We start from the raw sequence: 23,768 nt of genomic DNA, 5'->3' as shown, positions 1-23,768 counted from the left end.
CACCCCTCCCCCACCACGGGTTCACCCGGTCTGCGGGGTCGCCCGGGCGCCGGTTCAGTCGGTGCCGTGCCAGGAACTCCACAGGGCCGCGTAGGCTCCGTCCGCCGCGAGGAGCTCGTCGTGCGTGCCGAGCTCGGTGATCAGCCCGTCCGCCACCACGGCCACCCGGTCGGCGTCGTGCGCGGTCTGCAGGCGGTGCGCGATCGCGATCACCGTCCGGCCCTCCAGCACCGCCGCCAGGGACCGCTCCGTGTGCCGCGCCGTTCGCGGGTCCAGCAGCGAGGTGGCCTCGTCCAGCACCACCGTGTGCGGGTCCAGCAGCACCACGCGGGCCAGCGCCACCTGCTGGGCCCGGGCCGGTTCCAGGGCCTCGCCGCCCGATCCCACCAGGGTGTCCAGGCCGTCGGGCAGTTTCCGCGCCCAGTCGGCGTCCACCGAGTCCAGGGCCCGCAACAGCTCGGTGTCGTCGGCGCCCTCGGCGGCGATGGCCAGGTTCTCCCGCAGCGTTCCCGTGAACACGTGGTGTTCCTGGGTGACCAGCACGATCCGCTCGCGCAGCACCTCGGGGGAGAGCTCGGCGACGGGCACACCGCCGAGCAGGACCCGTCCCGAACCGGGCACGTCCGCCCCGGACAGCAGGCGGCCGATCGTGCTCTTGCCCGCCCCGGACGGACCCACGAGCGCGAGCCGTTCCCCGGGCCGCACGCTGAGGTCGATGCCGCGCAGCACGTCGTGTCCGGGCACGTAGGCGTAGCGGACGCCGACCAGCTCGATACGGTCGTCGGCGGGGAGCCGTCCCGGGTCCGAGGACTCCTCGGGCAGCTGCTGCACACCCCGCAGCCGCGCGAACGAGGCCCCGGCCCGCTGGAGCTCCTCGACCCGCTGGGTGATGCCGACCATGGGGTCCACCATCTGCTGCACGTACAGCAGGCAGGTCACCAGGACGCCGAGGCTGATCCCGCCGTTCAGGTACAGCATCCCGCCCACCAGCAGGGCAGCGGAGGTCGGCAGCACGAAGACCGACTCGGCGACCGGGAACAGCACCGTCCGCAGCCGGAGGCCGCCCCGGCGGGCCCGGTACAGGACGCCGACGTCCCGCTCGGTCACCTCCCGGCGGTCCTCCTGGATGCCCAGACCCTCCACGGTGCGGCCGCCCTCGGCGGTGGCGGTGGTGCCCTCCAGGGCGCTGGAGAGCGCGGCGCCCTCCGCCAGATAGGTCTCACGGGAGCGCTTCAGGTACCAGTGCAGGGCCGGCCACACCAGGGGGAACCCCAGCAGCGCGCACAGCCCCAGCACCGGGTGGAGCCAGGTGACCGCGACCAGCAGCACCAGGATGTGGATGAGGGCCATGCTGATCCCGGGCAGGGCCCCGCGCAGGCTGGTCCCCACGGTCGCCACGTCCGCCGAGACGCGGGTGGTGAGGTCGCCGGTGCCCGAACGCTCCACCACCCGGGTGGGCAGGGACAGCACCCGGCCGACGAAGTCCTCGCGCAGCCGCCGCAGGACGTGTTCGCCGAAGCGGTAGATGGCACGGCGCGCGTACCGGGTCAGCAGGAGCTGGAGAAAGGCCGCCGCCACCACGCAGGCGGCCAGCAGGTCCACACGGCCCAGCGTGGCGGTGCCCTCCTCCACCATGTTGATGATCCGGCCCAGCAGGTACGGGCCGACCAGTCCGGCGCCGGCGGCCAGACAGGTCAGCAGGATCAGCCGGAACACCCGTCCGCGTTCGGTGCTCAGCAGCCGGACGGTGTCGCGGCGCACCTGGGCGCGGTCCGCGACCGGGAGTCGTTCGGTCACTGCGGGCTCTCCTCGCCGTTCTCGCCGTTCGGGGCGCCGCGGAAGACCAGCGCCCGGTAGTCCGGCCGTTCGGTGAGCAGCTCACCATGGGTGCCGACGGCTGCGGCCTCCCCGTTCACGAGCAGGACCACCCGGTCCGCCCGGTCCAGCAGCAGCGGGGAGGAACTCACGATCACGGTGGTACGTCCGGCCCTGGCCCCGTGCAGCCGTTCGGCGATGGTGGACTCGGTGTGCGCGTCCACGGCCGAGGTGGGTTCGACCAGGAGCAGGACCTCGGGGTCGGCGAGCACGGCCCGGGCCAGCCTGACCCGTTGGCGCTGGCCGCCGGAGAGGTTGCGGCCCTGGGGTTCCACCGCGGAGTCCAGGCCGTCGGGCATGGACGTGACCACGTCGTCGGCGCCCGCGACGTGCAGTGCCGAGTGGATCTCGGTGTCGGTCCGGGTTCCGTGCGGGTCCAGGACCTCACGCAGGGAGCCGGCGAACAGGTAGGAGTCGTTGTCGGAGACCAGGATCCGGTGGCGGACCTCGTCGAGCGCCAGGTCGCGCAGCCCGGTACCGCCCCACAGGGTGTCGGAGGCGGTGAAGCGGCCCAGCCGGTCCACGACCTCGGCGGCCTGCCGGGGGACGGCACCGGCCAGGGCGGTGGTCAGGCCCGGCGGGACGGTCACCCCGGAGCGCGGTTCGACCAGTTCCGAATCCTCCTCCGGTCCGGGGAGGTCCCTGCCGCTGCCGGTGCGCGGGGGTTCGAGGGTGAGCAGGGCGAGCGCCCGGCGCACGCAGACCAGGCCCTGGACGACGGAGTCGGCCATCTCGACGAGGAAGAAGACCGGGAGGATGAGGACCGCCACGTAGGCGTAGACGGCGACGGTCTCGCCGACGGTGACCTGGCCGGTCACGGCCAGGCGGGCGGCCACCCAGGTGACCGCGCCGAGGAAGACCACGGGCAGGCAGGCGCTCACGGCCTGGAACCAGCTGGTGGTCTCGCTGACCCGGTAGCCCTGGTGGAGCAGCTCCCCGGACCGCTCCTCGTAGCGGCGGGCGAAGTGCGTCTTGCCGCCGATCCCGCACAGGACCCGCAGACCGGACACGATGTCCGCGGCCAGCGCGGTGGTGCGCCCCTGGTGCTCGCGGTAGACGGCCTGCCTGCTGTGCAGCCGGCCCATCAGGGGGCCGATGACCAGGCCCAGCACCGGGACCCCGAGCACGACGATCGCGGCGAGCAGCGGGGAGATGGTGAACAGCAGGACGGCGACGCCCACGTAGCCGATGATCGAGCCCACGCCGGGGCCGGTCAGGGTCAGGATGTGGGCGATCTGGAGGACGTCGGAGGCCTGCACCGTGGAGAGCTCACCGGAGGTGACCCGGCGGGACAGGGACGAGCCCAGCACCGTGGAGTGCCGGGTGATCGCGCGCATGGTGCGGAGCGCGGCGTCCGTGCGGACCAGGAACATCGTCCGGTGCCGCAGGATCGACACGGTCGCGGTGACCACGGCGACCACGGCGGTGATCCCGGCCCACAGGAGGAGCGCCCGGACGTTCTCGGCGCGCAGCCCGTCGTCGATGGCCCGGGAGAGCAGGTAGGGCGGGGTCATCAGCCCGACCATCCACAGGGTGCCGTAGAACGTGCCGCGCAGGACGCGCCAGGGCTGCGAGGCGATCAGCCACCACACGAAGCGGAAGGGGCCGCGCAGGTCGGGGGTGCCGATGGGGGGAAGTGCGGAGCGGGGGAGCGGGAGAGTTCCCCAGGGGCCGGGGACACCCGTGGGAACGGGCAAGCAACACCTCCGTGCGTGCTGGATCACAGTCATGAAACCAGAGCGCCGGAAAGGTGCTCGGGTGGGGGTGTCCGAGAGGTGAGGAGGCGGGGGCGTCGGTTCGGGGCACCTGATTCAGCGGTCAGGTCCCGGAACCGACGCGGGGTCTCAAAAGTGACTCCGGTGATTCGCGGCGATAAAAGGGAGGGAATTCTTATAACGCCTCCGTCACGAAAGATAAGTCCGCTCATATATCGAGGAAAAACGCGCATCATAAGTCCTTGACGGTCTGACGGGGGACCCTGGGCAGACCCGCTGGAGGGCGAACCGGTCGCGCCGCCAGGGTGCGCGGACCGGCAAAGGAGAGGTGACCACAGATGGCCGACACGGGCGGCAAGGACTGGAAACGAGCCTTGCTGCTGGGGTTCGCGGGCGCGCTCGCCGTCACCCTTGTCGCGACCACCGTCGCCCTCTGGGACCGGTTCACCTGTGGAGGCCCTGACAGCGGGGTCCAGGAGATCGACGGCCAGTGCATCGGAATCACCGACGGCTCCTACTCCTTCCACCCCCAGTTCGAGCGGATCCAGAACCAGATCAAGCAGGAGAACGACCGGGTCGAGGAACTGGGACAGGGGGAGACCCCCGTGGTCCGGGTGGCCTTTCTCGGCATTCTGACCTTCGACTCGGTCAGCCCGATGGACGCGGAACGGATGCTCCGTTCGCTGGAGGGCGCCTACACCGCCGTGCGGCGGGCCAACAGCAGCCAGAGCTTCGGGGACAAGTTCCCGCAGATCCAGCTGGTCCTGGCCAACGTGGGCAGCCAGCAGGAGCAGTGGGGACCCGTCGTGGACGACCTCGTGTCCATGTCCGAGGACGAGAAACGGCCCCTGGTCGCCGTCACCGGCATGGGGGTGAGCATCCCGAGCACGCGAGACATCGCCGAACGGTTGAACGCGCACAACATCCCCATGGTCTCCTCCGCCGTCACCGCAGACGGCCTGGCGCACGGCCCCAGGGGGCTGGACGACGCCGGTGACCCGGAGGCCCCGGCCCTGCCCGGGGTGATCCGGGCGGCTCCCAGCAACAACGAGTACATCAAGGCGCTCGGCGCCTACCTCGACGCCGTCCCCTCCCCGGTCCGGGCGCTGATCGTGCAGGACACCAACGACGACCTCTTCGCTTCCACGCTGTACCAGGCCTACCGCGAACACCTCCAGGACCACATCGACGAGGCGACCCAGTCCTACCGGGGGACCACCGTCGGCGACACCCCGATCAGCGGGCTGTTCCAGAACGTGGCCCGGAACGTGTGCAGCACCCAGGTCAACACGGTCCTCTTCGCTGGTCGCGCCCCCGACCTCGACGTCTTCCTGGACGCCCTGGACGCCGAGATCTGCACGTTCGAGGAACCCCTGCGCATCCTGTTCGTGGTCACCGGACTGAGCATCCTCGAGGACGAGAGGACCATGAAGATCCTGGAGGCGAACGACATCACCCTCGTGTACGCGTCCGGGATCGACACCCGCTGGCAGAGCACCTCCAGCGGGGAGGAGGTCGTCCCGCGGGGGTACTCGAGGTTCCGGGACGCCTATCTGAGGTATGTCGAAGGGGGCCAGGTCAGCGGGCTCGCCAACGGCTACGCGCTGGTCAACCACGACGCCGCGGCCGTGGCCGTCAGAGCGGTGCGGATGACCGCCGAGGAGGGGGGCACGGAGGACGTGCCGACCCCCGAGGAGGTGAGGTCCCGGCTGATGCTGCTCAACTCCGCGTACGCCGTCGAGGCCGGGGGAGGGACCCTCAGCTACAGCCCGGAGGGCGGTGGCGAGGCGACCGGGAGGTACGTGCCCATCGTCGAGCTGCCCATGACCGATCCCCGGGAACCGCTGCCGGACCCGCACGTCATCGGGTCGGAGTGAGCGGACCGGGGCGGTCCGGCGCGGCCGCCCCGGCTGACGGGTGACAGGCCGTCGGCGGCACGGTAGAACGGCACGAGCCACCTACCTTGATCGACGAGGAGCACCATCCCTTGACCGCCAACCCGTTCCTGTCACCCAGCGAACTGCCCTACCGCCTTCCCGACTTCGCTGCGGTCCGTGAGGAGCACTACCTGCCCGCCTTCGAGCAGGGTGTGGCCGAGCACCTCGCCGAGGTCGACGCGATCGCGAACAACCCGGAGCCCGCGACCTTCGACAACACCATCGCCGCGCTGGAGCGCTCCGGCGCCACCCTCAAGCGGGTCGAGACCGTCCTGCACACCCTGACCAGCTCCGACGCCACCGACGGCATCCGTGAGATCGAGCAGGAGCTCGTCCCCCGCGCCGCCCGGCACCGGGACGCCGTCTCCCTCAACCGCGACCTGTGGGCGCGCATCCAGCAGGTCACCACCGACGACCCCCAGGAGGCCTGGCTGCTGGAGCGGTACCGCCTCGACTTCGTCAAGGCCGGGGCCGACCTCGGCGACGAGGAACAGGAGCGGCTCCGCGAGCTCAACGCCCGACTCGCCGAGCTCGGCACGGAGTTCTCGCGCAACGTCGTCCGGGCGACCGGCGAGGCCGCCCTCGTCACGACGGACGCCACCGACCTCGACGGCCTGGACGAGGCCTGGATCAGCGCGATCAAGCAGGACGACGAGTACGTCCTTCCGCTGCTGAACACCACCGTGCAGCCCGCGCTGGCCCAGCTCACGAACCGGGCCGTCCGCGAGCGCCTGTACACCCTGAGCGCCGAGCGCGCCCCGGAGAACCTGGAGATCGCCGCCCGCACGGCCGCGATCCGGGCGGAGCGGGCGAAGCTGCTGGGGTACCCCGACCACGCGGCCTACAAGGTCGCCGACCAGACCGCCAAGACCGTCGAGGCGGTCGAGGAGCGGCTCGGACAGCTGGTCGGCCCGGCCCGCCGCAACGTCGAGAAGGAGGCCCGGGTCCTCGCCGAACACGCCGGACACGACATCGAGCCGTGGGACTGGCCCTTCTACACCGAGCAGGTGCGCCGGGCCCGCTACGACTTCGACGAGAGCGTGCTGCGGCCCTACTTCGAACTCGGCCGGGTGATCGAGGACGGCGTCTTCCACGCCGCGACCCTGCTCTACGGGATCACCTTCACCGAGCGCACCGACCTCGCGGGCTACCACCCCGACATGCGCGTCTGGGAGGTCTTCGACGAGGACGGCACCGCCCTGGGCCTGTTCCTGCTGGACCCCTACGCCCGCCCGACCAAGCGCGGCGGCGCGTGGATGCACAACCTCGTCGATCAGTCCTTCCTCCTGGACGAGAAGCCGGTGGTGGTCAACAACCTGAACGTCACCAAGCCGGTGTCCGGGCCCACCCTGCTCACCTTCGACGAGGTCGAGACGGCCTTCCACGAGTTCGGCCACGCCATCCACGGGCTGTTGTCCGCGGTGCGCTTCCCCCGGGTCGAGGGCACCAGCGTGCCCCGCGACTTCGTGGAGTTCCCCTCGCAGGTCAACGAGATGTGGGCGCTCTGGCCGGAGGTCCTGTCCAACTACGCCAGGCACCACGAGACCGGTGAGCCGGTGCCCGCCGAGCTGGTGGGGCGGCTGACCGCCGCCGGCCAGTTCAACCAGGGCTTCGGCACCTTCGAGTACCTCGCCGCGGCGCTGCTCGACTGGGCCTGGCACCGCCTGGCCCCCGGGGAGACCGTGGAGGACCCCGCGTCCTTCGAGGCCGAGGCCCTCGAGGCCGCCGGCGTCCTGCACCCGCTGGTGCGCCCCCGCTACCGGAGCACGTACTTCCAGCACATCTTCTCCGACGACGGCTACAGCGCGGGCTACTACTCCTACGTGTGGAGCGAGGTCCTGGACGCCGAGAGCGTCGAGTGGTTCAAGGAGAACGGCGGCCTCACCCGCGCGGGCGGCGACGCCTTCCGTGAGAAGGTGCTGTCCCTCGGCGGCAGCGTCGACCCGATGGCGGCCGTCACCGACTTCCTGGGCCGCGAGCCCGGGATGGACCCCCTGCTCACCCGCAAGGGCCTCCACTAGGACACCGGGCCCGGGCCCCGCTCCGGCGCGCGGGGCCGGGCCGCCGGCCTTCTTTCGCCCCCGGTTGTCCACAGCCTGTGGACAACCGGGGGCGCCGCTGTCAGCGGTCGGCCTCCGGGACGGCCGCGCCGCGCACGCACTCCGGGACCCGCAGCGTCAACCGCATCGTCAGCCCGCCGCCGGGCGTGGAGTCGGCCTCCAGGGAACCGCCCATGGCCTCGGCCAGCCCTTGGGACAGGGCCAGGCCCAGCCCGAGGCCGCTGTGGTTGTCGGTGTCGCCCAGCCGCTGGAACGGCACGAACATGTTCTGCCGGTCCTCCTCCGCGACTCCGGGACCGTGGTCGGCCACCAGCAGCTCGATTCGGTCCCCGCTCCAGGACGCGGTGACGGTCGGCGGCCGGTCCTCGGGGCTGAACCGCAGGGCGTTGCCGACGATGTTGACCAGCACCCGGTCGAGCAGTCCCGCGTCGGCGAGCGCCTCCGGCAGCTCCTCCGGGACCAGGACCCGCACCCTCGACCCCGCGTCCCCGTCCAGTTGGCCCAACGCGGAGAACACGGACTCCCGCAGCTGCAGCGGACACGCGGTCACCCCCAGCACCCCCGCCTGGAGGCGGCTCATGTCCAGCAGGTCGGTCACGAGGCTGGTCAGCTGGTCCAGGGACTCGTCCGCCATGGCCAGGAGCCCGTCCCGGTCCTGGTCGCTGAAGCGCACCTCGCGGCTGCGCAGACTGGTCACCGCCGCCTTCGCCGAAGCCAACGGCGCCCGGAGGTCGTGGCTGACCGCCGAGAGCAGGGCCGTGCGCATCCGGTCGGCCTCCGCCAGCGGTCTGGCCGAGGCCGCCTCCCGCTCCAACCGCTCCTGGCGCAGGGCGATGGCGGCCTGTGCGGCGAAGACCTCGACGATCCTGCGGTCTCCGGCCTCGAGCCGGCGGCCGCGCAGCACCAGGGTGAGGTTGTCGTCCACCGGTACCTCGGTGTCCCGCTCCGCAGGGGAGAGCGGGTGGTCCTCGCCCGCGGCGGCGACCACCTCCCACTGCTGGCGGTCCTGACGCTGGTCGGGCCGCGCGGAGAAACCGGGTCTGCGCTGGAGGAGGGCCACCGAGGTCAGGGAGAAGGTCTCCCGAAGACGCCCCATCAGCGCCTCCAGCGGACGCGAGCCCCGCAGGACGTTGCCCGCGACGGTCGCCAGGATCTGGGCTTCCGCTCCCGCCTGTGCCGCCTCCCTGGTACGGCGCGCCGCCTGGTCCACCACCACGCTGACCGACACCGCCACGACCACGAAGCCCGCCAGGGCCAGGAGGCTCTGCACGTTGGCGACGGTGAGGGTGAGGTAGGGCTCGGTGTAGAGGAGGTTGAGTACGGCGAAGCCGCTGACCGAGGTCAGCAGTGCGGGCCGCATCCCCCCGACGAGGGCGACCACCGTCACCGTGGCGAACACCAGGACGATCGCGCTGCTCAGGTAGACCTCGCCCGCCGGGGTGCCCACCCCGAACCCCACCAGGAGCAGGCCCAGCAGACCCAGCGCGCAGGCGGCCGGCCTGCGGCCCCGGGAGACCGTGCTCCCGGGGCCCGCGGCGGGTCGCACGCCCGTGTGTTCGTGGGTGACCAGGTGGACGTCGATCGGTCCGGACAGGGAGGTCGTGGCGGCCCCGATGCCGGGGGAGAACAACCGGGCGATCCGGCCCCGGCGGCTGGCTCCGAGCACCAGCTGGGTGGCGTTGACACCGCGTGCGAACGCGATCAGCGAACGGGCCACGTCCTCACCCAGCACCTGGTGGTAGGTGCCTCCCAGGTGCTCCACCAGGACGCGTTGCCTCGCCAGCAGGGCGGGGTCGGCGCCGGTCAGGCCGTCGCTGCGGGCCACGTGGACGGCCAGGAGGTCCGCACCCCTGCCGCGTCGGGCGATGCGGCCCGCACGGCGCAGGAGCGTCTCGCCCTCGGGGCCGCCGGTGAGCGCGACCACGACCCGCTCCCGTGTCTCCCAGGTGTCGGTCACACCGTGGTCGCTGCGGTAGCTCTCCAGTTCGTCCTCGACCCGGCCCGCCAGCCAGAGCAGGGCCAGCTCCCGCAGGGCGGACAGGTTGCCGCTGCGGAAGTAGTTGCCCAGGGAGACGTCGATCTTCTCCGGGCGGTAGACGTTGCCGTGCGCGAGCCGCTTGCGCAGGGCCTCGGGGGTCATGTCGACGAGTTCGATCTGCTCGGCGGCGCGCACCCACGCGTCGGGCACGGTCTCGCTCTGGCGGATCCCGGTGACGCGTTCCACGACGTCGTTGAGGGACTCCAGGTGCTGGATGTTGAGTGTGGACAGCACGGTGACACCGGCGTCCAGAAGCGCCTCGATGTCCTGCCACCGCTTGGCGTTGCGGCTGCCGGGCACGTTGCTGTGCGCCAGTTCGTCCACCAGGACCACCTGGGGGCGGCGTTCCAGGACCGCGTCCAGGTCCATCTCCTCGAAGGAGCGCCCCTCGTGGGTGATCCGGGTGCGCGCGACCACCTCCAGGTCGTCGATCATCGCCTCGGTCATCACCCGGCCGTGGCACTCCACGTACCCCACGACCACGTCCGCGCCCCGGTCACGGCGCCGATGGGCCTCGTCCAGCATCCGGTAGGTCTTGCCCACCCCGGGTGCCGCCCCCAGATAGACCCGCAAGCTCCCACGTGTCACAGCGGTACCTCCTCGGAAACCATCCTCACTGGTCATCGGGTGTTTTGGGGCTCATTGGCGCTAACTGTCCGCTAAATCCCCTCGGGTTGGCGCTAACGGAGCGCTACCCGGACACCGTCCGGGCTCCGTGCCGGCGCATAGTCGACCGCGGCGTCCGTGCTGACCCGCAGGACCCCTCGGGTGTGCCCCGGGCTCCGCGGGGGCTCCCCCTCCTACCATCGTGATGTCGGACGAAAAGACGAAAACCCAGTTCAGGCGCCCGCTGAGGGAAGAACGCGCTGACACGGCACAGAACGGACCCGTATGAACGAGCGGAACACCGCCGCGCCGGTGGTCCTGGTCGTCGACGACGACCCCCGTCTGCTCAGAGCCCTCGACCTCAACCTGCGGGCGAGGGGGTACACCCCCCTGCTCTCCGACACCGGGGAGCACGCGCTCAGACTCGTGGCCCACCACCGCCCCGACCTGGTGCTGCTGGACCTGGGCCTGCCGAAGATGAGCGGCCTGGACGTGCTCCGGGGGCTGCGCGGCTGGACGGAGGTCCCCGTCGTGGTGCTGTCCGGCCGGGACACGGAGCCGATGAAGGTCCAGGCCCTGGACCTGGGTGCCGACGACTACGTCGTCAAACCGTTCGGGATGGACGAACTGTTCGCCCGGATCCGCGCGGCGATGCGCAGGACGGCGCCGTCGGAGGAGAAGGTCTCGGTGGTGACGGAGGACTTCACCATCGACCTGGCCGCCCAGCAGATCACCAGGGGTGGGGAGACGGTGCAGCTGACCCCCCGCCAGTGGCACATCGTGGAGGTGCTGGTGCGCAACCGCGGCCGACTCGTCACCCACCGGCAGCTGCTCCAGGAGGTCTGGGGGCCCAACTACGGCCGGGAGACCAACTACCTGCGGGTGTTCATGACCAAGATCCGGCAGAAGCTGGAGCCGGACCCGCCCCGCCCCCGCTACTTCCTCACCGAACCCGGCCTGGGCTACCGGTTCGCTCCGGGGGAGGACGCGTGATCCCCGGTCGACGCCTCCGTCCGGGGCCGCGGTGGTCCCGTTGGCGGCACCGGCGGCGGAGATGGTTCTGGGCGAGCCCTCCGCAGTTCACCGTGGTGGCCTTCGCCGCCCTGGTGCTGACGGGCACCGGGCTCCTGTCGCTGCCCGGAGCCACCGAGAGCGGTGAGTCCGCTCCCCCGCTCACGGCACTGTTCACCGCCGCCTCGGCCGCCAGCGTGACGGGGCTGGTGGTGGAGGACACCTCCGCGTACTGGTCGACGCCGGGCGAGGTGGTGGTCCTCCTGCTGATCCAGGTCGGCGGTTTCGGGGTGATGGCCCTGGCCACGGTGCTGGCGCTGGTGGTGGGACGCCGACTCGGCCTGCGGATGGCCGTCTACACCGGCTCGGAGGCCAAGGGGGTCTCCCTGGGCGAGGTGCGCCAACTGGTCACCGGGGTGCTCTGGGTGACCCTCCTGTTCGAGGGCGCGCTGCTGGCCGTGCTCACCGTGCGCTGGTGGCTCGCCTACGACCTGACCTTCCCCGAAGCCCTGTACACCGGGACCTTCCACTCGGTCTCCGCGTTCAACAACGCCGGGTTCTCCCTCTACTCCGACAGCATGGTGGGGTTCGCCACGGACCCGTGGATCACGGTGCCCATCGCCCTCGCCGTCATCGCCGGCGGTCTCGGATTCCCGATGTGGGTGGAGCTGTGGCGGTTCTCCCGGCGCCGGGGGGAGCCCCGCCACTGGTCGGTGCACGCCAAGATCACGATGGGGATGTCCGCGGCCCTGCTGCTGATCGGTATGGCGGCCTTCCTGGCCACGGAGTGGAACAACCCGGCCACCATGGGCGCGCTGAACCTGAGGGAGAAGCTGCTGACCGGCTTCTTCCAGGCCGTCATGCCGCGCACCGCCGGGTTCAACAGCCTGGACTTCGGCGCGATGAACACCCAGACGCTCCTGGCCACGGACATCCTGATGTTCATCGGGGGCGGCAGCGCGGGCACCGCCGGCGGCATCAAGGTGACCACGTTCGCGATCCTGCTCCTGGTGGTCCACGCCAACGTGCGGGGCGAGCCCACGGTGCACGCGGCCGGCCGGCGGCTGAGCCAGGCCACGGTGACACAGGCCACCACCGTCGTGGTGCTGTCACTGGGGCTGGTGCTGTCCGCGACGCTGGTCCTGATGACGATCACCCCGTTCACACTGGACCAGATCCTCTTCGAGGCCACCTCGGCCTTCGCCACCGTCGGACTCTCCACCGGCATCACCGGTGACCTGCCGGCCTCCGGGCAGCTGCTCCTGGTGTTCCTGATGTTCGTCGGGCGGATCGGCCCCATCACCCTGGCGTCGGCACTGGCCATGCGCAGGCGCGGCCGGGCCTACGAACTCCCCGAGGAACGCCCGATCGTGGGCTGACCAGCGGTCCTCACCGCACCCGGGTCCGGCCGGACGGCGGTGACCCGGCCCGGGTTCAGTCCTTCTTCGGTGCCTCGGGCCCACCCAGCCCCGCGCGCTCCCGCCCACGGCGGCCGACCCCCTCCACCGCGCGGAGCGCGTCGCGCACGTCCCGGTGGGAGGGGGCGAACGGCAGGTTGTGGATGGTCTCCTCCGGGGCCGTGGCGGCCTCGACCACCCGGTCCAACAGCGCGTCGTCGGCGTCGCCCAGTCCGGCCTCGGTGAGTGTGGTGGGCAGCCCCGCCCGTGCGGTGAACTCGGCGAACTCCTCCACCTCGGCGGTGGCGGCTCCCTCCAGGACCAGCTGGGTGAGGGAGCCGATGTTGACCTTCTCGCCGTGCGCCAGGTGGTGGGTCTCGTCGACCGCGGTGAGGCCGTCGTGCACCGCGTGCGCGGCGGCCAGCCCGCCCGACTCGAAGCCCAGCCCGGACAGCAGGGTGGTGGCCTCGACCACCGCCTCCACGTCCGGCGTCACCAGGTCCCGTTCCACGGCGTCCAGCGCGGGCAGGGCGGACTCCCACAGGATGTCCCAGGAGAGCTGGGCCAGGGCGGTCCCGGCCCTGGTGGGGAGCCCGCTCACCATGTTCGGGGCGCCGGTGCCCCGCAGGGCACGGGCCTCGATCCAGGTGGCCAGGGCGTCGCCCACCCCGGCGGCCAGGAACCTCGTGGGCGCCTGCGCCACCAGCTGGGTGTCGACCACCACCAGCGCGGGGTTGCGGTCGTAGAAGCGGTAGGACTCGAAGGCGCCCTCCTCCGTGTAGACCACGGAGAGCGCGGAGGTGGGCGCGTCGGTGGAGGCCACCGTGGCGGCGCTCACCCAGGGCACCCCGGCGTTGTCCCCCGCGGCCTTGGCGGCGTCGATCGCCGCGCCCCCGCCCAGCCCCACGATCACGTCGTGGCCGTTGTCCTCGACGGCCCGGCCGATCCGCTCGGACTCCGCCTTGGTGGGGACGCCGCCGAACCGCTCGAAGGTCAGCGGGACCCCCGCCTCCTCGAAGGAGCGCTCCAGCGTGTCGCCGACCAGGCCCCGCACCACGTCGTCGGTGAGGACCAGGGGGCTCCTCCCCAGCCTGCCGACCAGCGTGCCGAGCTGTTCCATCGCGCCCCGCCCCTGGACGTAGCGGCCGGGTGAGGCGAAGACGCGTAGGGACGGAGTGTTCCGGTCCATGGTTGCCCCCTGAGGTCGTTGCTCCTTGTCCTCCGCCTGACCGGTGTTCCGGTGCCCCAAACACAGGAGCGGGGGTCGTGTGCCGATCAGCCCAGCGCGTGCCGGACGTCGGCGGACGTGACGAGGCCGCGGGTCGTCAGGTCCAGGTTCGCGAGGGAGGCGCCGTGGACGTCCTCGTCCGCCGCGGCCGTGCAGTCGCTGACGGGACGCACCGTCAGACCGAGATCGGTGGCGTGCCGGGCCGTCTGCTCGACCGTCAGGTTGGTGGCGACACCGGTCAGGTGGACCGTGTCGATCCCTCGCGCGGCCAGCAGGTCCGGCAGGTGGTTCCCGGCCAGGCCCGACAGCTTCTGGTTGTCGACGACGTGCTGCGGATCGGCGAACTCCCGCATCTCGGTGATCAGCTCGGCTCCGGGGCCGTCCGGCCGGAACCGTTCCTGCTGCGCCCCCACCATCTCCATGAAGGCGGTGTTGCGCACCAGCTGCCCCTCGTCCTCGGGGACGACGAACCGGGTGAAGTAGACGGGTACGCCGATCGAACGCATGAACCGGTGGAAGTCCGCGGCGCGCTTCACCACGCCGCTCCTGAGCACCGGCTCGGCCAGCAGCGGACCGAAGACCCCCTGCGGCTCGATCACGTTGACCTGCCAGTGCAGGGCCAGTACGGCTGAGCGGTGGATGTCGTCTCGCATCGGCATGCTCCAGGGTTGTCGCCGGGGAGGGCGGTCGACCCGGGGGCGCCCGGGTCCCGACATGACGAAAGGGCCCCTACCACGTGGGCAGGGACCCTTTCTTACCGGCGGAGGATATGGGATTTGAACCCATGAAGGGGTTGCCCCCTAACCGCATTAGCAGTGCGGCGCCATAGGCCTCTAGGCGAATCCTCCTGGCTGCGACCAGACTACAGAGCACGGGAGCCCTGCGCAAAACGAATCTCCCGGGCAGGAGGGGCTGTGCGCGGGCCCGGCCCCTCCCGCCCGAGCTCAGGGAGTGCGCGGCTGCGGCACGGGCGGGGTCCGGTAGGCGGCGGCCTGGAGCTCCCACAGTTCCCGGTACGGGCTGTTTCCGGCCATCAGCTCGGTGTGGCTGCCCTCGGCGACCACGCGGCCCCGGTCGAGGACCACGATGTGGTCGGCCATCCGCACGGAGGCCAGCCGGTGGGTGATGAGGACCACCGTCGCGCCGGTACGGTGCGCATGCCGGTGCACGGAGGTGAAGAAGCCGTGCTCGGCGCGGGCGTCCATGGCGGCGGTGGGTTCGTCGGCGATGAGCAGGGGCACCGCGTCGCCGTCGTCACCCCGGTAGAAGGACCGGGCGGCGGCGAGCCTCTGCCACTGGCCGCCGGACGGTTCCACGCCGTGGGCGAAGCGCTTGTCCAGCAGGGTCTCCCAGCCGTTCCGGAACGCCGCGACCACGCTGTCGGCCTGGGCAGCGGCCGCCGCCCGGGCGAAGCGCTCGGGGCAGTCGGTGCTGCTCATGACGGTGTTGCCGCGTGCGGTCAGCGGCCAGTGGGTGTGGTCCTGGGCGATCACGGAGATCCGCTCGCGCAGACTCACCCCGTCCACCCCGGCCAGGTCGGTGCCGTCCCAGCACACGCTTCCCCGCTGGGGGGAGTACAGCCCGGACAGCAGCTTGGCCAGCGTGCTCTTGCCCGAGCCGTTCTCCCCGACCAGCGCCACGGTCCGCCCCCGGTGGAGGGTGAGGTTCACGTCGCGCAGGGCGCAGCCCTCTCCGGAGGGGTAGCCGAAGGTGACGTCCCGCAGCTCGATCCGCTCGAACCCGGCCGGGGCGGGCGCCAGGCCGGGACGCGGGAGCCGGGTGCGGGCCTCGTCCTGGAAGGCCGTGAAGTCGGAGAAGTACAGGCCCGACTCGTACACGCCGGCCACCGCGTACAGGGCGTTGCTCAGCGCGCCCTGGGCCACCCGTACGGCGACGACGGCCGCTCCGGCGACAGCGATCGGTACCACTCCCTGGGCCAGCAGCACGGCGAGCACGGCGAACACTCCCGCGGTCACGAGTCCGCTCGCGGTGTCCCCGACCAGCCGGACGGCGGACTGGCGGGTGGCCAATCCCAGGTGGATGTCCAGCTCGCGACGGGCGATGCGGTCGAACTCGGCGAGCAGGCGGCGCTCCATCGTGAACGAGCGCACCTCGGCGGCGCTCTCCCGCGCCGTCATGAGCTGTTGGAGCATGTACTTGCGGCGCCGCCCCTCGGTGAAGGCGAGGATCATCCGGTACCGCATCCGCGCGGCCGCGGCCGCACCCCACCACTGGGGCACCATCGCCAGCAGCAGGAGCGGGACCAGGGCCGGGTGCAGGGCGGTCAGCACCCCGGCCGCGGCGACGATCCCCACCAGGGAGGTGAGCAGGTCGGTGGTCTGTCGGACCAGGGCGCCCGCCTCGTCGCAGCCCCGGGTGTGGGAGCGGAAGAGGTGGTCGTGGAAGTCGCTGTCGTCGAAGGCCCGCAGCTCCACGGAGGTGGCGTCGCGCAGGAGGCGCCGTTCCGCGGCCAGGACCACCTTGGGCACCAGGCGGGCCTGTGCGCGGCCGGCCAGGGCGCCGCAACCGCCGCGGAGCACGAGCGCCAGGGCGAGCAGGGCCAGAGAGGGGAGCGCGGCGGCCACCCGGTCCGGCGTGGGCACCTCCGCGAAGAGTTCGGTGAGTACGGAGGTGGTGGCCAGCAGGGCCCAGGCGGTGGAGACCCCCGAACCGAGGTTGAACAGGGCGGTGGCCACGACGTCCCGGGGACCGCTCCGCCAGGCCAGGGCGGCGGCCTGACCGACCAGCACGGGCATGCGGCGGGCGATCCGGAACCAGGAGGCCCCGGCGACGTCGGCGCCGTGCCGGTTCCACCTGGGTGGGGCGAGTTCGGGCAGGTCAAGGCCTGTTTCGGAGGTGTCCGGCCCTCGGTCCTCGGGGGCGTGGGTGGTGCGCACGGCGGTTCCTCCTGGAGGTCGGGGCGGGATCGGGCGGTGCCGATCATGGCCCGGCGGCACCATGCCGTGGGAAGGGCGCGGTGTTTGCGGACGGGCCGGATCACACTCCGGTCGGCAGGCGTGCGCGGCCTGTCGGGGCGGGGCGCGCGGGGGAGCGGGACGGAAGTCGGGGGATAGTCGCGATCCGAATGCCTGTACGAATCGGCCGCGCGCAAAGCACCGGGGGAGGCTGCCGGTGGCTGGCGGGCCGGGGTCCGAAAACCGGAGGCCGGGCGAAGCGTCCCGGAGAACCTGGTGGCCAGGTTCTCCGGCGCCGGACCGGGTCGGGCCGACGCCGGGCCGACGCCGGGCCGACGCCATGCCGGACCGGGGCGGGCCGGGTCGAGGACGGGACCGGTTCAGGCGGTGGTGCGCTCGATGATGAGGTCGGCGTCGCTGCGCAGCTTCTCCACGGCCCGGGACAGGGTGCTCTTGACGGTGCCGATGGTGACGCCCATCCGCTCGGCGATCTGGGCCTCGGTGAGGTCGTCGTAGTAGCGCAGGAGCACCGTGGTGCGCTGGCGGTCGGGCAGGCGTTCGATGGAGCGGCCCACGACGTCGGCGAGGTCGCTGCGCCAGGTGGGGTCGTCCACCCGCTGCTCGGGGATCTCGTCGGTGGGGTAGACCTCCAGGTGGTTGCGGCGCCACTCCGAGATCTGGGTGTTCACCATGGCCCGGCGGACGTAGCCGTCGCGGGCGCGCGGGTTGGCGATGCGCCCCCAGGCGAGGAAGGTCTTGACCAGCGCGGCCTGGAGCAGGTCCTCGGCGTCCGCGTGGCTGTTGGTGAGGGAACGGGCCATGCGCAGCAGGGCCGGTCCGCGTTCGGACACGTAGCGGCTGAACTCCTCGGACCTGGGGGTCCGGGTCATTCCCGTCACGCCGATCACCGCCCCTCGCGGGCCGCGCCGACTCCCGTCGCGCGCCGTCGCTGTGTGTGCCGCGGCTCGGAGCCGCCCTGGACTCTCACTCTCACACAGCGAACGCAAATGCCCAGGCAGCTGGGAACCACGTGCCGACAAACCGCGCGAACAGGTAGAAAACAGCGCGAGGGCGGCGGAGGGGACGCCTCTCCCCTCCGCCGCCGGCTCTCGCCGGACGGGTCGCGTCCGGAGCGGCCGGGGCCGCGGCCCCGACGGGCTCCTACAGGCCGAGGTGGGCCAGGGTCGCGCTCAGGCCCAGCTGCTCGGAGGTGACCGCCACCAGGTGGTCGACCGCGCCCGCGACGGGCGCGAGTTCGGCCGCACCGGCGGGGGCGGCCAGGCCGAACAGGACGAACGGAACGGCCACCGCGACGGCGACGGTGTTGAGCAGGGTGCGGTTCTTGTTCATGTCTTCGCGCTCTTTCCGGAACTCGGGGAGTACATCGACAACTTCGCGGCCACGAGCTGTGCGCGAATGCTTGCATGCGGTGATGGCGCGGTGGCCTCGAAACCGGGCCGTTTCACACGGAGTTCTCCTTCGTTCACAGGCGGGGCCGCGACCCCGTCGTTGTGCAATGCCCAGGACATGTCACCGACACGAACGGGTGCGTGTCGGCGTGTGAGCGGCTGTTCCAGGGGCCGGGGGTCACAATGGGCACAGACGGACGAGTCGGTCTACAAGGGGGCGCGAAGGACATGTCAGTGATGACGGACAGCGGACGGGACCGCCGTCGGTTCACAGCCGCCGTGCTCGGTGCCGAATCCGCACCCGAACCCACACCGGTCCACCACCGCGTCGCGCGCGGCGTGGTCGTCGACGCCACCTCCTACATGCTCTGCCTGGCCACACCGGAGGGGGAGGAGCGCTTCCTCTACGAACGGGTCACCTCCTTCTGGCGCGGCGGCGAGGTCCGGCCCGCCGAGCTGCGCCCCGGGGACGACGCCGTGGTGCTGTGCTCACACGACGGCCGCCTGGTCGCCGAACGCGTCTGGGCCCAGGCGGCCCGGGCCACGGGCGTCATCACGGGCCGGGAGGGGGACAGCCTCCAGATCGATCCGGGGCACGGACGTCCCCGCCTGACCGTGGTCCTGCCCTACCGGATCTCCGGGCGCATCGCCGTACGGCACCCGAACCTGGAGCCCGGCTACCTGTTCGACGCCGTCGGCACCTGGCGCGACGGCGAGGTCTGGGCGGCCCGTCCGGTCACCACCCAGCCGCCCTACCCGCTGAACTCGACTCCGCGCCGCCCGCCCACGCGGCAGTACTCCACGACCGTCACCGGCATCGCCACCTGGTACGACCCGGCCTGGGGCCGTTCCAGCCACCTGAACCCGCGGGCGCTGGTGGCCGGGGCCGCCTACCCGGCGCTCGACCCCGTCGGCCACGAGGGCGTGCCCGGGGAGTGCGACCGGCGCACCTCCTGCGTGCCGCTGCCGCTGCTGTCCACCGGGGCCGCGCTCAGCCTGCGCAACGACTGCACCCGGGACACCGCCGTCGTCCCCGTCGTCGACTGCGCCGCCGCCGACAGCTGGCTGTGCGACCTGTGCCCGTCCTGCGGAAGCCAGAGCGCGGGCCGCCTCGCCTCCCTCACCATGACCTCCTTCGTCGCCCTGGGCGGGCGGCTGGAGGCCGGCTGCTTCAACGCGACCATGACCGTCGCCAACCAGGAGGGCTGACCGATGTTCCCGGAGGTACTCGAAGCGGTACGCGAGGTGCAGCTGCCGCTGCTCGCGGCCCTGCTCCTGCTCGGCGCCGCGGCCAAGGCCGCTCCGCAGGCGGCGGGGACGGGCGTGGCCGTCCTGCTGCCCGAACGCCTGCGCCGCCCGGCCACACTCGCCACCTGCCTGCTGGAGGCCGCCCTCGCGGTGGCACTGCTGACCGCGACCGGCCTCCTCGGCGAGGCGGCCAGGGTGCTCACCGCCGTGGTGTTCGCGGTGTCCGTCGTCCTGCTGCTGGTGGCCCGCCGCCGTGATCCCGAGGCCGGGTGCGGCTGCTTCGGAGGCCTGAGCCAGGCGCCGATCGGCCGGCGCACGCTCGCCCGGGCGTCGCTGCTCGCGGTGGCCGCGGCCGCCACGGTCGGGCTGGCGCCCACCGGCTGGGAGGTGGCCTCCGCGCCCACCGCGCTCCACGGGGCGGTCCTCGGCGCGGAGCTGCTCCTGCTGGCCCTGCTCAGCCCCGAACTCCGCGAGGCGGCGGCCCGGGCCGCCACCCGCGAGCCCTGCGCGCTGCGCGAGGTCTCCGAACGGCGGACCACCCGCCGCCTGCACCGCAGCGAGGTCTGGCGGACCAACGCCAAGGTGATGATCCGGAGCCGGCCGGAGGAGACGTGGCGCCACGGCTGCTGGCGGTTCCTGCGCTACGACGGCCTGCGCCACGGGCACCGCGTGGACGTGGTCTACGCGGTGCGGATCGGCGGCCCGGGCCGGACCGGGGTGCGCGCCGTCCTGGTGGACCGGGAGAGCGGCACGGTGATCGCCTCCTTCGGCGCGGTGACCACGCTCGACCTCCAGGGGCCGCCGCGCAGGCTGCCCAGGCCGCGCCAGGCGGCCAAGCGGGACGAGGCCGAGGGACGGGGCGGGGCCAAGGCCGGGACCCTGGCGAAGGAGTCCCCGGGCGGGTCCGGACGCGGCCTTCCGGACGGGGTCAGAGCATCTGGTCCTGTCGTTTGACGGCGGCCTCGCTGAAGTCCACGAGCAGCTGCTCGTAGTCCTCGGCCTCGCCGGGCCCCATCACGGAGGTGGTGCCCAGCAGGCCGCCGTTGCGGTACATGACGGTGTACATGTGGTTCTCGCCGTCGTCGTCGCTGACCTGGATGCCGAAGGAGCGTGACTCGTCGCCCACGGGGGGCACGTCCAGGTCGGTGACCCCGTAGTCGGAGCTGCTGCCGTCCTCGTAGGTGGCGGTGTACTCCGCGCAGGTCTCCGGGGGCTCGACGGACAGCGCCTCGGCCGCCGACTCCTCGTCGAGCTGGACGAGGATGTGCGAGACGTTGCCCTCGGACCACTCGTAGGCGGCCACGGAGGCGGGCGCGTCGCGCACGGATTCCAGGTCGCCCCACCGGTTGGCGGCGTCCATGCACTCGGGTTTGTCCAGCTCGGTGGAGGCCCGGACTTCTTCGGAGTACTTCACTGTGACAAGCTCGGAGTAGGTTCCGGCCTCACTGCTCTCGGGGAGCAGGGTCACGTCTCCGACGTTCAGCGGCTGGGCGTCGTGCAGCTGCGCCGCCGCCTCCATGCCGGGGTCGTCGGCCTGCTCCTCGTCCGCGCCGCCGCAGGCGGCCAGGGTGACCGCACAGGTCATCGCGATCGCGACGGCCGAGGCGGGGCGGACAGGACTATGACGCAAACGCATGGTGGTATCTCCTCGTTTGTGCGATATTTCCGCTTGGAGCGGTGACCGGCCCGGGCCTCTCATTGCTGAGAGTGTCGCGGGGTTAGCACAAAGTATTGAGGAAGGACAATGGTGTCGGAGTCGAAATCGCCATATCTGCGGGCGGTACTGGAGTCCATCCCCGCCTACAAGCCCGGGCTCAGGGTCGTCGGGCCCGGCGGGCGCTCGATCAAGCTGTCCTCCAACGAGAGCCCCTACGGTCCGCTCCCGTCGGTGCGTGAGGCCATCACCCGCGCCTCCGCAGACCTGAACCGCTACCCGGACCCGGGCGCCACCGAGCTGATCGCCGTGCTCGCGGCGCACCTGGACGTGCCCGAGGACCACGTCGCGCTCGGCGCGGGCTCTGTGGGCCTGCTCCAGCAGCTCCTGGAGGCCGTCGGAGAGCCCGGCGCCGAGGTCGTCTACGCCTGGCGCTCCTTCGAGGCCTACCCGCTGCTCGCCGAGCTGGCCGGGGTGACGTCGGTCCGGGTCCCGCTCAGGGACGAGACCCACGACCTCGAGGCGCTCCTCGCCGCGATCACCGAGAACACCCGCATGGTGCTGGTGTGCAACCCGAACAACCCGACCGGAACCACGGTCCGGGAGCGGGAGCTCGTCGACTTCCTCGACCGGGTCCCCGACCACGTGCTGGTCATCCTCGACGAGGCCTACCGCGAGTACGTGCGCGACCCCGAGGTCCCGGACGGCGTGAAGCTGTACGGCGACCGCCCCAACGTGGCGGTCCTGCGCACCTTCTCCAAGGCCTACGGGCTGGCCGCCGTGCGCCTGGGCTACCTCGTCGGCCACCCCCACGTGGCCTCCGCCGCGCGCAAGACGATCGTGCCCTTCGCGGTCAACCACCTCGCCCAGGCGGCCGGGATCGCGTCCCTCGAGGCCGAACCCGAGCTCCTGGAGCGCGTGGAGGCCACCGTGAAGGAGCGTGAGCGCGTCCGTGAGGCCCTGGTGGCCTCCGGGTGGACCGTGCCCCCCACGGAGGCCAACTTCGTGTGGCTGCGGCTGGACGGGGACACCCTGGACTTCGCCGCCGCCTGCGCCGAGGAGGGTGTCGCCGTGCGTCCGTTCGACGGCGAGGGCGCCCGGGTCAGCCTCGGCACGCCCGAGGAGAACGACGTGTTCCTCTCCGTCGCCACCGCCTACGGCAAGCGCCGCTGAGGACCACCCGCCGGGCGGCGGTACGCAACACCGACGGGGGCGGCCCCATGTGAAGGGCCGCCCCCGTCGGGCGTGTCGTCATGTGCACCCGCACCGTGCATTGGATCCGTGCCGATGCACGCCGCGGCGGCACGTGCGGGCTACTTGCCCGCGGCGTCCTTGTCCAGCTTCTCCACGATCAGCCGGTAGAGCTGTCGCGGACGGCCGGGCTGGAGTGTGCGGTTCGGCGGCAGGGGCCAGGCCAGGCCCTCCTCCACCAGGGTGCGCAGCAGCCGGCGCGCGGTCCGGGAGGTGACCCCGAGCATGCGCCCGGCGTTCTCCGCGTCCACGACCAGCGGCCCGTCCTCCTCGGCGATCTTCTCCGAGAGGCGGACGAGGGTCTCCCTGCCCTTGGTACGCAGGGGCTCGGACGACTGGCGGGCCGGAGCGCGCTGCGCCGGAACCAGTGAACGGCCCTCACGGTCCACCGCGAAGCTCTGCCGGGACGCCTGGGCCCGGTTGAGCGCCGCGCGTGCGTGCGACTCCGCGTCCTGGGTGGTCCGGCCCATGCCGATGCCCACCTCGATCGCGATGCCCAGCTCCGCCTTGATGCGCTCCACGAACGGGGGCTGCCGGAACCCCTCGGTCGCGGTGACCAGGGAACCCCGCGTGGCGGTCACCATGAACGAGTGGTCGTCCAGCCGGTGCGCCGTCGCGTTGATCCGGTGGGCCTCCTGGAGCAGCAGGCGGTGCAGCGACAGCCGCAGCTCCTCGCGCCAGTAGCGCGGGGTGGAGCGGCGGGAGGAGTCGCGCAGCGTCGGCACGTCCACGACGACCACACCCAGCTGGGCCTCCTCCAAGCGGTGGTGCGCACCCAGCAGACCGGCGGTCTGCAGGGCGCTGCGCACACCCGCGTTGGTCGGACGCAGCCGGATCACCGGCACGCCGATGGCCTCCAGGCGCTCGGCGACGCCGCGTACGCAGGTGATCGCCATCTTGGTGGCCTTGCGCCGCCACAGCCCCTCGTGGAAGGAGGTGAGCTGGGCGGTGTTGGTCAGCTCCTCGTGCACATGGATGCCGTCCACGGGCAGGTCGACCTCGGAGTAGGCCTCCACCACGTCGGCACGGCTGAGCACGTCGAGACTGGCTCTGGTCGGGTCGTACCGCTCGTCCAGGGTCGCTCGGAGCAAGGCCTCGTGCAGGCTCGCCCCGCCGAGCGGCACGAAGGTCGCGGGCATGGTCAACACGCCGGCCTTCCGTGCGAACTCGTAGGGGACAGGGCTGGCGAAAAGATAGGCGTCGATCGCCGAACCCAGCCTGACGACCTTGTCCGTCGCCTCTTGCTCATCTCGGTAGGCGGCGGCGATGAGTCTGGCGTTGAGGGGCCCGGTGGACCCCGGACCCATGAGCATGACCCGTTCGACCACCTCATGGGGTCCTATGACGCCGATCGTCAAATCGCCAGTACGCTGCGCACTCACCTCGGGTTGCTCCCCGCTACCATTCCACGCTCTTCACTATGT

The 23,768-nt window shown here is 72.0% G+C and carries 17 protein-coding genes and 1 tRNA gene; 7 read left to right on the top strand and 11 right to left on the bottom strand.

All coding sequences use genetic code 11. The features are described 5' to 3' along the window. Positions 1-54: 54 nt before the first annotated feature. Positions 55-1,797, bottom strand: a complete 1,743-nt coding sequence (locus tag D458_RS0116555) for an ABC transporter ATP-binding protein (RefSeq protein WP_017587870.1) — start codon at positions 1,795-1,797, stop codon at positions 55-57. Further along, positions 1,794-3,572, bottom strand: coding sequence for an ABC transporter ATP-binding protein (locus tag D458_RS0116550; RefSeq protein WP_017587869.1), 1,779 nt, complete (start codon positions 3,570-3,572; stop codon positions 1,794-1,796). Before D458_RS0116550 ends, D458_RS0116555 begins: the two co-directional genes overlap by 4 nt. A gap of 356 nt (positions 3,573-3,928) precedes the next feature. Between D458_RS0116550 and D458_RS0116545 the strand changes: the two genes are divergently transcribed. Beyond that, positions 3,929-5,467 carry an ABC transporter substrate-binding protein gene (locus D458_RS0116545; RefSeq protein WP_017587868.1) on the top strand — a complete coding sequence of 513 codons (1,539 nt, stop codon included), beginning with the start codon at positions 3,929-3,931 and terminating at the stop codon, positions 5,465-5,467. Between the two features lie 110 nt (positions 5,468-5,577). Further along, the gene (locus D458_RS0116540; RefSeq protein ID WP_083936341.1) at positions 5,578-7,548 is read left to right on the top strand and encodes a M3 family metallopeptidase; all 1,971 of its coding nucleotides are present in this window, start codon (positions 5,578-5,580) and stop codon (positions 7,546-7,548) included. A 100-nt stretch (positions 7,549-7,648) separates the two neighbouring features. On the opposite strand, the gene D458_RS0116535 is transcribed toward D458_RS0116540, so the two are convergent. Next, positions 7,649-10,213 carry a sensor histidine kinase gene (locus D458_RS0116535; RefSeq protein WP_026119378.1) on the bottom strand — a complete coding sequence of 855 codons (2,565 nt, stop codon included), beginning with the start codon at positions 10,211-10,213 and terminating at the stop codon, positions 7,649-7,651. Positions 10,214-10,516: 303 nt separating this feature from the next. Between D458_RS0116535 and D458_RS0116530 the strand changes: the two genes are divergently transcribed. After that, positions 10,517-11,224 carry a response regulator gene (locus D458_RS0116530; RefSeq protein WP_017587865.1) on the top strand — a complete coding sequence of 236 codons (708 nt, stop codon included), beginning with the start codon at positions 10,517-10,519 and terminating at the stop codon, positions 11,222-11,224. Continuing rightward, entirely contained in the window at positions 11,221-12,621 is a 1,401-nt protein-coding gene (locus tag D458_RS0116525; protein WP_083936335.1) for a TrkH family potassium uptake protein, read from the top strand. The genes D458_RS0116530 and D458_RS0116525 overlap by 4 nt, the downstream gene beginning before the upstream one ends. A 55-nt stretch (positions 12,622-12,676) precedes the next feature. Here the strand turns inward: D458_RS0116525 and D458_RS0116520 are convergent, their stop codons facing one another. The 6 genes from D458_RS0116520 to D458_RS0116495 form a co-directional block, all read right to left on the bottom strand. Further along, positions 12,677-13,828, bottom strand: a complete 1,152-nt coding sequence (locus D458_RS0116520) for a glycerol dehydrogenase (RefSeq protein WP_017587863.1) — start codon at positions 13,826-13,828, stop codon at positions 12,677-12,679. A gap of 86 nt (positions 13,829-13,914) precedes the next feature. Then, on the bottom strand, positions 13,915-14,520 hold the full coding sequence (locus D458_RS0116515; protein WP_017587862.1) for a cysteine hydrolase: 606 nt from the start codon (positions 14,518-14,520) through the stop codon (positions 13,915-13,917). A gap of 108 nt (positions 14,521-14,628) precedes the next feature. Beyond that, positions 14,629-14,715, bottom strand: a tRNA-Ser gene (locus tag D458_RS0116510). A 96-nt stretch (positions 14,716-14,811) separates the two neighbouring features. Further along, complete coding sequence (locus D458_RS0116505; RefSeq protein ID WP_017587861.1) at positions 14,812-16,764, bottom strand: ATP-binding cassette domain-containing protein; 1,953 nt, start codon at positions 16,762-16,764, stop codon at positions 14,812-14,814. A gap of 398 nt (positions 16,765-17,162) precedes the next feature. Then, positions 17,163-17,690, bottom strand: a complete 528-nt coding sequence (locus D458_RS0116500; RefSeq protein WP_017587860.1) for a SigE family RNA polymerase sigma factor — start codon at positions 17,688-17,690, stop codon at positions 17,163-17,165. A gap of 253 nt (positions 17,691-17,943) precedes the next feature. Next, a complete protein-coding gene (locus D458_RS0116495; RefSeq protein ID WP_017587859.1) occupies positions 17,944-18,132 on the bottom strand; it encodes a hypothetical protein in 189 nt (62 codons plus the stop codon). Between the two features lie 296 nt (positions 18,133-18,428). Here D458_RS0116495 and D458_RS0116490 point away from each other — a divergent pair, with 296 nt between their 5' ends. Further along, positions 18,429-19,400 carry a hypothetical protein gene (locus D458_RS0116490; protein ID WP_017587858.1) on the top strand — a complete coding sequence of 324 codons (972 nt, stop codon included), beginning with the start codon at positions 18,429-18,431 and terminating at the stop codon, positions 19,398-19,400. A 3-nt stretch (positions 19,401-19,403) separates the two neighbouring features. Then, positions 19,404-20,393 carry a MauE/DoxX family redox-associated membrane protein gene (locus D458_RS0116485; RefSeq protein WP_017587857.1) on the top strand — a complete coding sequence of 330 codons (990 nt, stop codon included), beginning with the start codon at positions 19,404-19,406 and terminating at the stop codon, positions 20,391-20,393. Here D458_RS0116485 and D458_RS0116480 read toward each other — a convergent pair. Continuing rightward, positions 20,368-21,024: a hypothetical protein gene (locus D458_RS0116480; RefSeq protein ID WP_017587856.1), complete on the bottom strand. Its 657-nt coding sequence runs from the start codon at positions 21,022-21,024 to the stop codon at positions 20,368-20,370. The genes D458_RS0116485 and D458_RS0116480 overlap by 26 nt on opposite strands. Before the next feature lie 159 nt (positions 21,025-21,183). Here D458_RS0116480 and hisC point away from each other — a divergent pair, with 159 nt between their 5' ends. Further along, a complete protein-coding gene (gene hisC / locus D458_RS0116475) occupies positions 21,184-22,266 on the top strand; it encodes a histidinol-phosphate transaminase (protein ID WP_017587855.1) in 1,083 nt (360 codons plus the stop codon). A 140-nt stretch (positions 22,267-22,406) separates the two neighbouring features. On the opposite strand, the gene D458_RS0116470 is transcribed toward hisC, so the two are convergent. Beyond that, positions 22,407-23,672, bottom strand: coding sequence for a hypothetical protein (locus tag D458_RS0116470; RefSeq protein WP_017587854.1), 1,266 nt, complete (start codon positions 23,670-23,672; stop codon positions 22,407-22,409). Positions 23,673-23,768 lie beyond the last annotated feature (96 nt).

It is taken from the genome of Nocardiopsis ganjiahuensis DSM 45031 (assembly GCF_000341085.1).
Lineage (GTDB): Bacteria > Actinomycetota > Actinomycetes > Streptosporangiales > Streptosporangiaceae > Nocardiopsis > Nocardiopsis ganjiahuensis.
This window is presented reverse-complemented; position numbering and strand designations above follow the sequence as displayed.

Excerpts from the sequence above, each read along its gene's own strand:
- D458_RS0116545 (WP_017587868.1), top strand. The coding sequence starts at position 3,929 with ATGGCCGACACGGGCGGCAAGGACTGGAAACGAGCCTTGCTGCTGGGG.
- D458_RS0116530 (WP_017587865.1), top strand. The coding sequence starts at position 10,517 with ATGAACGAGCGGAACACCGCCGCGCCGGTGGTCCTGGTCGTCGACGAC.
- D458_RS0116520 (WP_017587863.1), bottom strand. The coding sequence starts at position 13,828 with ATGGACCGGAACACTCCGTCCCTACGCGTCTTCGCCTCACCCGGCCGC.
- D458_RS0116515 (WP_017587862.1), bottom strand. The coding sequence starts at position 14,520 with ATGCGAGACGACATCCACCGCTCAGCCGTACTGGCCCTGCACTGGCAG.
- D458_RS0116495 (WP_017587859.1), bottom strand. The coding sequence starts at position 18,132 with ATGAACAAGAACCGCACCCTGCTCAACACCGTCGCCGTCGCGGTGGCC.
- D458_RS0116490 (WP_017587858.1), top strand. The coding sequence starts at position 18,429 with ATGACGGACAGCGGACGGGACCGCCGTCGGTTCACAGCCGCCGTGCTC.
- D458_RS0116485 (WP_017587857.1), top strand. The coding sequence starts at position 19,404 with ATGTTCCCGGAGGTACTCGAAGCGGTACGCGAGGTGCAGCTGCCGCTG.
- D458_RS0116480 (WP_017587856.1), bottom strand. The coding sequence starts at position 21,024 with ATGACCTGTGCGGTCACCCTGGCCGCCTGCGGCGGCGCGGACGAGGAG.
- hisC (WP_017587855.1), top strand. The coding sequence starts at position 21,184 with ATGGTGTCGGAGTCGAAATCGCCATATCTGCGGGCGGTACTGGAGTCC.